This window comes from Yersinia sp. 2542 StPb PI (assembly GCF_048593855.1).
Lineage (GTDB): Bacteria > Pseudomonadota > Gammaproteobacteria > Enterobacterales > Enterobacteriaceae > Yersinia > Yersinia enterocolitica_E.
The window spans coordinates 1-12,766 of sequence record NZ_JAZGQA010000132.1 but is presented as its reverse complement, the minus strand read 5'-3'; the positions used below and the strand labels follow the sequence as shown (position 1 = coordinate 12,766).

Below are 12,766 nucleotides of genomic sequence, written 5' to 3'. Positions count from 1 at the left end.
GAGACTTACTCATGTTTCGGGATAAAGGGTACAGCCTCATTTAACGAAGAGATGCCGCTATGGTTTTCCGAAAAAAGGGATATCAAGAGGAAACTGCATCGAGAATTAACAACATATTTTCCGGCCACAGAGATCCCACCGATTGAGTATATCGATCATCATCACTCACACGCGGCCTCAGCGTTTTATCCCAGCCCCTTTGAAAATGCCGCCGTGCTCTGTATTGATGGCGTTGGCGAGTGGGCAACCACCTCCGCCTGGCGCGGAGAGGGAAAAAAGCTGGAAAAGATTTGGGAGATAAAATTCCCCCACTCGCTTGGCCTGCTCTACTCCGCGTTCACCTGGTACTGCGGCTTTAAGGTCGATTCCGGCGAATATAAGTTAATGGGCCTCGCCCCCTATGGCACCCCGGCCTACGTCGATATCATCAAAGAAAACATCATTAAGATAAATGACGACGGCAGTTTTATATTAAACATGGCCTACTTTGACTATGCGGTAGGTAACTGCATGTTGTCAGAGCATTTCAGCGAGCTTTTTGGTAAGCCGCCAAGAACGGCGGAATCCTCGCTCAGCCAGCACTATCTCGATATGGCCGCCTCTATACAGGCGATTACAGAGGAGGTAGTGATAAAAATAGCCCGCCACCTGCACGCCATTACCGGTGAAAAAAATCTCTGCATGGCGGGCGGCGTTGCGCTTAACTGCGTTGCCAACGGCAAAATTGCGCAAGAGAAGATATTCGACAACATCTGGATTCAACCAGCAGCGGGCGACTGCGGCGGTGCCGTTGGCGCACTTTACGCAGGCCAGGCTGACAGCGGCCAGCGGTATCATTACGATGGTGACCTGATGGCTGGCGCCTATCTTGGCACGGCCTATGACAATGCCGAAATCAAGAAATATCTGGAGAGTATCGGCGCGGTCTACCATGAGTATCAGTGGGACCAGTTGCTGGATCACGCGGTAGAGGATATTTTACGGGGCAGCGTAATTGGCTGGTTTCAGGATCGCATGGAGTTCGGCCCACGCGCGTTAGGTAACCGTTCGATTATCGGCGATCCGCGCAATACCACCATGCAGAGCGTTATGAACCTGAAGATTAAAAACCGCGAATCATTCCGACCGTTTGCGCCGATCGTGATGGAAGAATATGCCCATGAGTGGTTTGATATTCATCAGGAAGATGAGTATATGCTGTTCGTCTCCGGCGTTGCTGAAGACAAGCTTATACCTTACAAAGATGACAATCTTGAGGGAATTGAGAAATTACAGGTTTTGCGCTCGCAAATCCCTGCGGTGACGCACGTTGATAATTCTGCAAGGGTGCAGATATTACGTAAAAGGAACAATGCTAAATTCCACGATCTGTTGACCCGATTTCACCAACATAGCGGCTGCCCGGTTTTAATAAACACCTCCTTTAACGTTCGCGGCGAGCCAATCGTTGAGTCGCCACACGATGCCTATAAATGTTTCATGCGTACCAAAATGGATACGCTGATTATGGGTAATCTTGTCTGCATCAAGTCCGAACAACCGCCTTTGCCTGACGATGAAGACTGGCAAAACATCTATACACTGGACTAAATAATGAATCTGTTCCTTAAGCTCTACTATTTTTTTATTTTGCTGCCTATAGGTTTTGTTAAAAACAGAACCAAAGATCCTATGAATTTAAAATTCGAGGACAAAGAGAGTTTTTACCACTTTGAGCCAGGAGCGAAGAATGAGAAATAAGCTCAGCCACGATGAGGCGGTAAACGAGGTCTATCGCCTCACGCCGCAGATTCGCGATTACGATGAATTTATGTATCTTGGCGTAAGATGGCTCCCTTACACCATGTTTTTTCATCAAACGCAGTTTAAATCTAAAGCTATCAATACCGATAGCTTGGGTTTTCGCTACACCAGGTACCAGGATGGCTATATTTCCACCGACTCTGTGCCGTCCGATCGACCCGTAAACATCATTATCGGCGGATCGACAACCCTGGGCACGGGCGCTACCGCTGACGATCATACCATTGCTTCAGCGCTGTCGAAGTTGACCAATGAGCCATGGCTAAATTTTGGTGGTCGGGGATATAACTCGACTCAGGAAGTGATCCTGTTTTTAATGCATCAGCATCGCTTTAAGCAGATCAATCACGTGGTGGTGTTCAGTGGCATGAATACTCTGACGCTGGAAGGTATTCCTGACGAGCTGGCTACGGAACATGGGCGATATTACTACTCTTATGAATATCAGCACTATATGGAAAAATATAATGACGATTTAAAGAGCAGAAAGAACAGTTATGCCTCTTCACTGGACAGGCGCAATGCCAATCCAGTGAAGAGGCTTTATAACAAGATCCTGGGCATCGCTGAAAACGCTAATCCGGCCGACGTTATTATCTCTGATGAAGCTACCGACACCGCCCAGCGTATGGAAAGAACGGCTGAGGTCATCAGCCAGACGCTGATCCAGTGGAAATCACTGTTGGCGCCCTATAACGCCAAACTCTCTTTCTTTCTGCAACCGATGTCCTACTGGTCGAAAGATCGGCTTACCGGCACCGAGGAGGAGATATTCAACGCTATCGATCAGTGCCCTAATAATTTCTGGCGTCTCTTCTCGCGAATTCTCGATAAAAAGAATCATCCTGTTCTGGTCGAACGCCTGCGCGAAAAATTAGCGCAGAGTGGCGTTGATTTTTACGATACCAATGCCCTGATGCAGGATTCCCCACTGATTAACGAAAGTATCTACGTCGATCGCGTCCATTTCAACGATGCGGGCTATTTCGAAATGGCAAGACTAATTAATCAACATATAGGTGATACGCATGAGTAAAAGAAAGAAGAACTTTTTATCAATTATTTTTTCTCTTTTCAGACGCAAAAAGAAGAAACCCAACTCCATCTATCCGTTACGCTAAAGGAAGCGATCATGTCAAAAATTATTTTCCTGTGGGGGCCTGCGCGCTCTTTATCCACGGCGATGCTGAAATCATTTCAGATGCGCGACGATACCATCGGCTTATTCGAACCTTATGCAGATACCTACTATTTTTCAAAGGATCGCATGACTGATATGTATGGCGATCGGCCGGAAATTTGGGAACAAACGGGGGAAGCCGTCGATAAAGAATTACTGGCTATCGATACGCCCATACTCTTTTTAAAAGAGATGGCCTATTTTGGCCTGCCCTATGTCGGCGACGAAATTTTTAACCAGGCCCGTCATACGCTGATCATTCGGGAACCTAAAGCCTGCCTTCGTTCGCGCAAAGCCGTACGTAAAAATGAGATTGGTGAGTGGGAATATGGCTTTACCGCGATGGATCAGCTCTGGGAGAGAATTTTTGACGCTGAGCAGCCGCCGGTGGTGATTGAAGGCGATGCGCTGCGCAACGCGCCTGAGCATTCGCTGCGAAAATACTGTGAGGCGGTTGGTCTTGATTTTCAGGCATCGCAGTTGAGCTGGAACGATGGTAACGTTCGTCAATGGACTCCCGAAGAGGCAGAAGCTCACGCGCGTTTCCATAAAACGCTGGAATCCTCAACCGGCTTTATCCCTGAAAAGAATATGGGCTACGATGATGATTTTCAGTTCAGTGAAGCAGAATGGGGCATGGTAAATCGAGCCACAACGATTTATGAGAAGATGAAACCCTTCGCCATCAACCTGTAAACTAAACCAGCCACTGGTCCATCACCGGTGGCGCTAAGGAAAAAAATGAGGAACCGTGGTCTGATTGCGATATTTTGTATTTGCTATTTTGTCGTCAATTTTAATATATCTTTTATCTATCCGATGCTGCCTTCGTTACAGCAGCATTTTGCAGCCAATGAGCACCATATCGCACTCCTGCTGGGCGCCTTTCCTTTTATCGCATTTATTTGCAATTTGTTATACGGGCCATTTATTGATAAATATGGCAAAAAGAAATTCATACTCATCGGTGCTGCCGGTTCTGTTTTATCCTATGCAGGCTCGATCTTCTCTCCCAATATCGAGTCTCTGATCGCCTTTCGTATCCTGAGCGGTTTTTTTGTGCCCATGATGGGGGCGACCATTTTCCCGCTAATCGTTGAGCTTTTTGAAGATGAAAGACGGCTGTTTGTAACCGGCATCGTTCAGGGCGCGGCATCGCTGGCGCAACTCCTGGCGCTGCCTTTGGGGATACTCTCTGGTGATAAGATCCCCTGGTATTTCCCCTTCCTGCTGTTGATAGCGATACTGATTATTAGCGTGATCCTGATGTTAAAGCTGCTGGAAGGAGAAAAAAATGGCACCACGTCCAGCATTAATATCAACACCTATCTGGCTAAATACAGGTCGCTGATCCGTAATCCGCAGGTGTTTAACTACATCCTGCTCTACGCGCTGTTTGGTTTATCCGTTTTTGTGGTGTTCGGCATGTATGCCTACTGGCTGACGAAAAACGGTACGGGCGATAGCTACCAGTTGGCGATTCTCTTTATGTTCTCAGGGATTACCGGACTGATCGCTTCGACCACCATCACCCGCATCAGTAAACTTTTTGCCAGGCCAGGAAATGCGATGGTGTTAATTCTGCTGGTCGCGATTGTCTCAGTGTTATTTATGCCGCTATTTGCTGACTATATCATTCTACAGACGCTGCTTTTTTCTCTCTTTTCATGGGTGAGGTCATCGATTAACCCGCTGATATTTGTTGAGGTTTATAAAATGGCGGACATTAACGAACGCGGCACATTGAACGGAGTGATGAACGCCTCATTCCAGCTTGCGACCTCAGTCGGCGGTATCATCAGCACCGGCTGCCTGTTTTACTCACCCTCTTTCTGGCTCAATGCGGTCATATTTACTGCCTGCATCATTCTCTGCCTGCTGCTGACGCTCAGAAATCCCCATCACGTTAATGAGGTAACAAAATGAAAAATTTAGTTTTTATTGACGCTAACAATGCGGCGATTCAGAGCATGGATGAAGCTGTGAAGCAGGGCTTTAAGGTGACCTTTCTACGCCAGAGCAATGTCGCTTTTTATCAAAATAATAGCTATACCCAGTCGGTACTGTCGCGGTTGGATAATATTATCGATATGGAAAACGGTACTGACGCCGATGAACTGGTCCGCCTGCTGAATACTATTTTGCAGGGTGACGATATCGATGGTGTAATTGCCCCTAACGAACCCAGCCTTGAAGCGGTGGCTGAGGCCTGCCATCGATGCAACATCCCTTTTACCGATCCACAGGGAGTTAAAAACGCCAGAGATAAACGCCAGGCCCGCGCTATTTTGCAGGAGCAGGGGGTCCCAACCATCCGCAGCTGGGTGGCGCATACCACAGAAGAGGCCAGAGCGATCTTCACGCAATATACGCCTCCGTTTATATTCAAGCCGGTTAGCGGTTTCGATAGTTTGTATGCGATAAAGGTCTCTACGCCTGAGCAAGTAGAGGCTGCCTCTGCTGATATTTTAAACGCAGCCCTATCCGGCGCGCAGACCTATCAGAACCTTTTCTCCCGCGGCATTCTGATAGAGGAGTTTTTACAAGGAACGTTATTATCGGCTGAGGTAGGGATCTATAACGGCACCTTTTATGAATTTATGATTAGCGGCCGCTGCCAGTCGAGGTTTAACGAATGCGTTGAGCTTGGCTCTTTAATGCCTGCAGCAATTACCCCGGAGCAGAAGAAAGAGTGCTTTCACTATGCCAAAGCGGTCTGCGCGGCCCTACGCCTGGATTACGGTATTTTCCACATCGAAATTATGTATACCGCCAATGGTCCTATATTGGTTGAAGCCAACCCACGCCTGATGGGCGGCGTTATGCCGGAAATTTATCGTCAGGCAACCGGCGTCTCTGTTTATCCCGCGTTGTTTACCATCGCTACCCAGGCCGATACCGCTATAGCGCTGCCCGCAGCCAACAGAGCGGTCACCGTCAGGAAAGTTATGCCGCTGGCCGACGGCGTTACCGCTCCAGAATTTACTACTGATGATATTAGTACCCATCCCAATATCGTCAATTTCTATTCAGATAAACTTACCCCGGCAAGGAAAGTGGCCAAAAACGAAGTGCTGGGCCGCATCATGGTTTCACACCCGAATCTGGATGAGGCAAATAAGATTGCCGACACGATTTTGAACGATATTGAGAGACGGATAGGGGTTGAGATTCATCAGCCACTGTAGGTTGGTGGGGGCGTCATATTCGCTATGGCTTTGTTACTGGTGCTTGGCACCAGTAACACGGGCGTCCGTTGCAAAATAGTTGGATGTCCTTCAAATTTTCATCAATGAGTATTCGAATAATTCTGATCGCTGATGTATGGTCNCCCTGCTTTTAGCAGCACCAGAAAAAGGGATATTTTTCAGGGAGATGCTCATTGTCACTTTTCGCTCACAGCGCCGTGACAGCCGACCCGGCCCATTTCATCGATGAACTGCTACAGGACTCCATGTTATTTGTCATGGATGTTCTTCATAACCAGGCACTGAAGCGCGATGCGGCTTTCTATCGTCGGGGATGTGGGCTGGTTGAAACGTTGCAGCAACGGCCAAACAAAGCAGCCTTATCTGGATAGCTACACTATACTTGGCACTCCACACCACAGCCTTACCTACTGCAAGAAAACGTCTGCTTCATGCCCTGAGACATTCAACAAGCTTTTTATGGCTTCAGTAAGGGCGAGTGTCGCGCTTCGAGAGCCAGTAAATATTTTGCTTCGTCGTAACAGGTTCTGTTCTTCCAGCTGCGGTAAATGATCCTTATCCATTTGAACGCCAGTGCCCAGATCGCAGACTGGTGAGATTTACCCTTCTCTCTAAGGCTCTGATAATACAGTTTGGCCCAGTAGGATGAGTTAACCGTCTTGGCAGCCCATTCAACAAAGGTCTGCCTGACGAACTTAGCGCATTGCCATCGCCAGTGAACCCAGGATTTCTGGCCACTTCGTTCTGTTACCGGTGCTATACCTGCATAGTTTTTAATTTCTTCTGCGCTATTGAAACGGTCACGGTTATCGCCAAGTGCAGCAAGCATCCGCGGGCCCATGCACGGTCCTATACCCGGTAGTGATTTAAACAGCCCTGCATCTGGCAATGTGTCAAACAGCGTTTAGATTCGTTCGTCATAGGTTTTGATGATTTCACTCACGACTTTAATTTGTGTCGTCAGTGCTGCTGCCATCAAAGCATTAGCCTCTATAACACTCGGATCTGTCGTCAATGGGATCGTATTATCAATAGTGTTAATTTCAGGGTATGAAAGTCTATATTTCGCTCAAAGCTGCCTATCAGGTCTGCTTAATAAATGAGCTTAGCGTAGGATATTTTCCCTTTTCCAAGCGGACCCCAAGCAGGGAACAGTGACGGCATCCCTGATGCTGAAAAAGCTTGCCAGCTACCCCAAGCAAAACGGACTTGCCAAAGCATTGAGGGAAATTGGCCGTATTGAACGAACGCTGTTTATGCTCGACTGGTTCCGCGATCCGGCACTTCGTCGGCGAGTACAGGCGGGACTGAATAAAGGAGAAGCCCGTAACGCGCTGGCGCGTGCGGTATTCCTTCACCGGCTGGGTGAAATCAGGGACAGAAAACCGGAAAATCAGAGCTATCGCGCCAGTGGACTGACGCTGCTGACGGCTGCTATCTCGCTGTGGAATACCGTCTATATGGAAAGAGCGGTCGATGCCCTGAAGCGTAAAGGGGTGAAGATCAACGAGCAACTGCTGTCGCATTTGTCCCCGCTAGGCTGGGAACACATCAATCTGACCGGCGATTATATATGGAAAAGCAACCGGATACCGGCTTCCGGTAAGTTTCGGCGGCTGAGACCAGCTAAAGTCGAAAGGTCAAAAAACAACCTTAACGTACAATAATTTTCGATATCCAAACTGACCCCTAATGCGACAGAACCATTAAAAGCAGATGCCTAGAGAGACAGTTCGATTGCACCTATTATCGGAGAGTTTTTTCTCCTCGGGAACTGATTGAAACACTCAGTCCCCTTATTGTGTGCGCTTAGCCAGATATGGGCACTGCGAAGACCATTTTACGAATTTGGCGTTATAGACAGAATCATCGTCACTGACGAACGAGACTTCCCCCTCTTTCGCGCCTTCCTTCAACGTACCCAACAAATCAGCCTGCACTGTCCACGTATCAAACTCTTTGCCTTTTTCATCGAAGGCTTTGTAGCAACCGACAAATCCGGTTAATTCGATCGGCTGTTCAATTTTACTGTATACAACTACCTTAAACGTTTTTTCATACTTCGGCTGCCCTTCAAACATCACAGTACCTTCCGAGGAAGGAATAGCCTGGATGATCAGTTTATTATGTAAATCTTCTGCCGCTACGGAAGAAAATGAGAGTAGTGCAAACGAAGAAAGAAGAACCGTACATACCATATTCATTGACAATATCCTTTATGAGCAGATTATTTATTCCGCAACTAGATTACGGGATAAAACTTAAACCCGAGTTCAATGAATATTACCTTGAATAGATTCGGGTTTCGTAGATACTTTTTTTCCTCATAGTTGTAATGGCTTGCAATCGAAAACAGTCGGGCTCGCAATCAGCTCAAACTGGGGGGTTCTGTCGCATTAAGGCGTCGTCAGGTAATATGCTGTTTTTTTGGCTCTGTCGCATTAGCGTAGAGAAGTTAGCAAAAGTGGTGCTGGCGGTTATTTAGGCAGCCAGCAAATAGAATTGTTCCGCAGGTGAAAATCCCTCACTTTGCGGGTGTTGATATTGCCCTTTTCGTATCATGTGGATCAATTCGATGCCAGCCAGGNTCGTCTGTGCCCGCCGGAACGAGTTGAATCCCAGCATCAGGCGTATCCGACGTTTGATATTTCGGTGATCCTGCTCAATCAGGTTATTCAGATACTTGTTCTGCCTGACAGTAATGGTTTCTTCTTCGGGTTTGTCGGCGTTGAGTGTAGTCAGCGCTGCCGTGTTGGCGCCACTTTTATCAAGGGTCACTATCTCAGGTTCGCCCTGGTGTCGAATGGCTTTGCGAAAGAAGCGTAATGCGGCTGCAGCATCCCGTTTGGCGGTCAGCAGAAAGTCGATGGTCTGGCCTGCAGTATCCACCGCGCGGTAAAGATATTTCCACTGACCTTTGATTTTGATGTAGGTTTCATCCATTCGCCACCGACGACCTACTGAGCGTTTATGCCGACGAAATACCTTATCCAGCAAGGGCACCAGACGGATAACCCAGCGGTGTAACGTGGAGTGATCAACAATAACGCCACGCTCTGCCATCATCTCCTCGAGATTACGCAGGCTGAGGGCATAAGCGAGATACCAGCGAACACACTGGGTGATAATATCAGAGGGGTAATGCAGCCGACGGAAGGCTTTTCGGATTAGAGACATGGGCAGGCAACATCGTAAAAAAACAGCATGTTACCTGACCACGCCTTAATGCGACAGAACCAAAAGTTCTGCAGGAAATACTTTGATGCATGGAGTGAAATATTCCCGCATATTTTCCATTCATCCTCTGAAGTTACAGTGTATGAAATAGGGGAATACTTAACAACTTTCAACCTCGTTAATAAGTTAATTTTGCTCAATGAGCATAGAACATCAGAAAAATAAGCCAAACGCAGAAATGAATCTGACTAGATAGGTATGACAAAGGCGGGCAATTGGTCACAAATTGTACTTAACGTACGTTTTCGTACGGTTGGGCTTCAGACCCCTATATAGACGCTTAGCGTAGGTTTTCGCCCCATTGGACCTCAAACCCCATTTATTGTCTCAGAAGAAAAGGGGTTACATGACATCGTAAATACGCACGCCTGGTGTGCACTGTCCAGATAAGTATTCAGCGCTTACCGTTCGATGGAGGTGATTATCAGAATGTCAGCGTACTTCAACAAAGCATATATTCTTGCGGTTCGAAGTGGAAATTCTATGTCGTATTTACTAGCGTGCTAGGCACTGCGTGAAACCCGTTGGGAAGAATTCACATATTTTTGGAGAGTACGTCTTGGATAAGCCAGTCATGAAATACTTTAACTTCGCTGCGTGTGACAGATTTTTGTGGCGTCACCACGTAATAGGACCATTTTAGTGGCCAGCGATGGTCTGGGTGTAGCTGGACGAGTTGCCCCGTTTCAATAAGGTTTTTCACAAGCACATAGCGGACAATAGCAACACCGCGGCCTCCAAGCGCTGATAAGATAACTGCAGATGTGGAGTTAATATGCAGCCCGTTTTTGCGTGCTTTGGGCGCATTCAATGCACTCAGAACATCTCCCCAGGATGGAAAATCAGCACCTGGATGTGAAGTATCGTCGTGAATAAGCTTTTGTGTGGAGAGCCATTCACCGCATGTCACTTTTTCTGGCGAAACAATATGCGGACTGCAGACCAGTACAGCCTCTTCATCCATCAACCAGGTTTTATTCACGCCCACCCAGTCACCCTGCCCGCAACGAATACCAATGTCTGCCTCACCATGTTGGACATCCATCAGCTTTTCCGTCACGTTAAGCCGCAGATCGATGTTTGAGTGGGTTTCTGAGAACCGGTTTAGTCGATCCATCAGCCAGTTCATCACCAAAACCTGAGAGGCAGTAACCACAACAACCGAGTGAGTCTGACGGCCACGTAGTTTATTCAGGCCGGCTTCCAATTTGTCCAGTCCCTGAGTTATGTCCTGCAGAGCATCCCGTGCTTCGTCAACCAGCGTCAGACGCTCTTTACCTGTGCGGGTACGGTGAAGAAGCGGGTGCCCGACCCAGCCCTCCAGCGACCTGACAATCTGACCTACTGCGGCGGGCGTGACGCCCAGTTCCTGGGCAGCCCTCGTAAAGCTGCCATGACGGGCCGTCGCTTCAAAAACGTGTAGCCATTTCAGTCGGTTAAGCGATCTCATTACTGACTCCTTAATTCGTTATGTCAGTAAGTATATGCTACCAAGAAAGATTTTCTTTTCTATATCGCAATTTATTCTCATTCGTCAATGGCGATTCGAAGTGGCATTCTGGCTTAACACGATAAGAGGCAGACTATCTTATCAATACACATCAAATGATTTTAAAGAGGTTGGCGATGAACGCATCTTTTACCGGTAAAAAACTGTTAGTGGTCGGTGGTACAAGTGGTATTGGTTTCGAATCGGCGAAATTGGTACTGAAAAATGGCGGTAGTGTAGTATTGGTCGGTAATCGACAGGACAAAGCCGAGCAGGCACATCAGGCCCTGGCGGTAGACGGTCAGGTTTCCATCATCGTTGCCGACCTGATGAAAGAGGAAGGCATGCAGCATGTAGTAAACACCATTAACGCTGAACACAAAGACATCAGTCTGCTGGTGAATGCGGCAGGTGTGTTCTTTCCGAAACCGTTTACCGAGCATGAAACTGCCGATTATGATATGTACATGAATCTTAACCGCGCTACCTTCTTCATTACCCGTGATGTGGTGCGCAATATGGTTGATGCAGGTATTAAGGGCGCAATCGTCAACATCGGTTCCATGTGGGCGCAGCAGGCTATTGGCGCAACACCATCTTCCGCTTACTCCATGGCGAAAGCAGGCCTGCACGCACTGACCAAAAATCTGGCTATTGAGCTGGGCAGCAAAGGTATTCGCGTCAACGCGGTTTCGCCCGCAGTAGTGTATACGCCGATTTACGAAGGCTTCATTCCGAAAGACAATGTGAAAGATGTCATGAACAGTTTCGACAGTTTCCATCCAATTGGCCGTGTGGGCATGCCGGTTGATATCGCCGAAAGTGTAGCGTTCCTGCTCTCTGACAAGACGGGTTGGGTCACCGGTGCCATCTGGGATATCGATGGTGGCGTGATGGCCGGCCGTAACGCCTGATAACGATGCCGTATGTGGAAAGGGTCATCCGCCGTAGGTATTGACACCGAGGTGCATAAGGATAACGTCACCCTGACGTTTATTACGATCCGAGTGTGAGATCGAAGGGCTTAGGTGGTTACTGCCAGTATTGCACACCGTGCCACAGGGGGCTGTTTCACCTGTGCGAAAATCAGTTAACGCCGGGACTTAGCTGCGACGGTGGTTACGCTGAGTATGTAATTATGTGTCATCCCGCTCTGATAAATATACTTTCGGAACTATCCTCTGTTCATGCCGCATCGGTTTTCTGTGCAGGTTCCGCTTCCTTTAACGCACTGCGCACGTCCGGCGCCATGGCGGGCGACAAAGTGGCTACCTACCCTAGCGACTGCCAGGGCTATCAACGTTGGAGAGACGACCACTGGACCTCTATGAGTGGTCGTGTTTGTTTGATACACAGCCTTCTAGTACCCTGGTGCCGCTTAAATAAAGACGCCCGTTCCATTAGAATCGATGATTAATCTCAGACGGAACAATTTTATCTATTGGCGGCCGAAAAAACCTGCAGCTAAACTTTTACTGACTTGCCTCAGTGAATGCGGCATAACCCGTTAATTAAAAGTTGTATTTAACCCCTAACGTGATACTGCTGTCGCTGTAGCCATTATTACCCACTTGCTGGCCCACATTACCCCACAGATTCAGCTTGTTATTGATCTGGCCTTCGACACCCAATTTCAACTCAGCAATATTGGCTGCCCCCGCTTGCTTCACGGTTATACCATCGAGTGTGGTGCCAAAATCTTTGGTGTTATGGACCCAATTGGCCTCAACATATGGCTTAAATGCCGGAACATTGGCTTTTTCAGCGGTCAGTATTGGGCTGATAAAGGCCTTCACACCCAAGCGGGTTTGAATGTTGTTATTCCCCTCGCCGGAGACTACTGTGCCA

Annotated in this window: 11 protein-coding genes and 2 pseudogenes; 8 read left to right on the top strand and 5 right to left on the bottom strand. The window is 47.9% G+C overall.

Annotation, left to right across the window (positions count from 1 at the left end; all coding sequences use genetic code 11):
* The 6 genes from V1952_RS15295 to V1952_RS15270 form a co-directional block, all read left to right on the top strand.
* Positions 1-1,590, top strand: a 1,590-nt coding sequence (locus V1952_RS15295) for a carbamoyltransferase (protein WP_420075040.1), incomplete at its 5' end; no start/stop codon positions are given.
* 139 nt (positions 1,591-1,729) lie between these two features.
* Positions 1,730-2,839: an SGNH/GDSL hydrolase family protein gene (locus V1952_RS15290; RefSeq protein ID WP_420075039.1), complete on the top strand. Its 1,110-nt coding sequence runs from the start codon at positions 1,730-1,732 to the stop codon at positions 2,837-2,839.
* A 96-nt stretch (positions 2,840-2,935) separates the two neighbouring features.
* The gene (locus tag V1952_RS15285; RefSeq protein WP_420075038.1) at positions 2,936-3,679 is read left to right on the top strand and encodes a hypothetical protein; all 744 of its coding nucleotides are present in this window, start codon (positions 2,936-2,938) and stop codon (positions 3,677-3,679) included.
* Between the two features lie 45 nt (positions 3,680-3,724).
* Positions 3,725-4,909: an MFS transporter gene (locus tag V1952_RS15280; protein WP_420075037.1), complete on the top strand. Its 1,185-nt coding sequence runs from the start codon at positions 3,725-3,727 to the stop codon at positions 4,907-4,909.
* A gap of 44 nt (positions 4,910-4,953) precedes the next feature.
* Positions 4,954-6,171, top strand: a complete 1,218-nt coding sequence (locus tag V1952_RS15275) for an ATP-grasp domain-containing protein (RefSeq protein WP_420075036.1) — start codon at positions 4,954-4,956, stop codon at positions 6,169-6,171.
* Positions 6,172-6,365: 194 nt separating this feature from the next.
* Positions 6,366-6,563 carry a hypothetical protein gene (locus tag V1952_RS15270; protein WP_420075035.1) on the top strand — a complete coding sequence of 66 codons (198 nt, stop codon included), beginning with the start codon at positions 6,366-6,368 and terminating at the stop codon, positions 6,561-6,563.
* Positions 6,564-6,649: 86 nt separating this feature from the next.
* Here the strand turns inward: V1952_RS15270 and V1952_RS15265 are convergent.
* A pseudogene (locus V1952_RS15265) lies at positions 6,650-7,228 on the bottom strand (transposase); the annotation flags it as partial.
* Between the two features lie 106 nt (positions 7,229-7,334).
* Here V1952_RS15265 and V1952_RS15260 point away from each other — a divergent pair.
* A pseudogene (locus V1952_RS15260) lies at positions 7,335-7,849 on the top strand (Tn3 family transposase); the annotation flags it as partial.
* A 139-nt stretch (positions 7,850-7,988) separates the two neighbouring features.
* Here the strand turns inward: V1952_RS15260 and V1952_RS15255 are convergent.
* The 3 genes from V1952_RS15255 to V1952_RS15245 all read right to left on the bottom strand — a co-directional run bounded on the left by V1952_RS15255 (position 7,989) and on the right by V1952_RS15245 (position 10,879).
* A complete protein-coding gene (locus V1952_RS15255; RefSeq protein WP_420075034.1) occupies positions 7,989-8,396 on the bottom strand; it encodes a DUF4354 family protein in 408 nt (135 codons plus the stop codon).
* 277 nt (positions 8,397-8,673) lie between these two features.
* Entirely contained in the window at positions 8,674-9,369 is a 696-nt protein-coding gene (locus V1952_RS15250) for an IS6 family transposase (RefSeq protein ID WP_420075033.1), read from the bottom strand.
* 595 nt (positions 9,370-9,964) lie between these two features.
* Positions 9,965-10,879 carry a LysR substrate-binding domain-containing protein gene (locus V1952_RS15245; protein WP_420073845.1) on the bottom strand — a complete coding sequence of 305 codons (915 nt, stop codon included), beginning with the start codon at positions 10,877-10,879 and terminating at the stop codon, positions 9,965-9,967.
* Between the two features lie 176 nt (positions 10,880-11,055).
* Between V1952_RS15245 and V1952_RS15240 the strand changes: the two genes are divergently transcribed.
* Positions 11,056-11,832: an SDR family NAD(P)-dependent oxidoreductase gene (locus tag V1952_RS15240; protein ID WP_420073844.1), complete on the top strand. Its 777-nt coding sequence runs from the start codon at positions 11,056-11,058 to the stop codon at positions 11,830-11,832.
* Positions 11,833-12,429: 597 nt separating this feature from the next.
* Here V1952_RS15240 and V1952_RS15235 read toward each other — a convergent pair.
* A partial coding sequence (locus V1952_RS15235) for an autotransporter outer membrane beta-barrel domain-containing protein (protein WP_420075032.1) occupies positions 12,430-12,766 on the bottom strand: 337 nt, incomplete at its 5' end.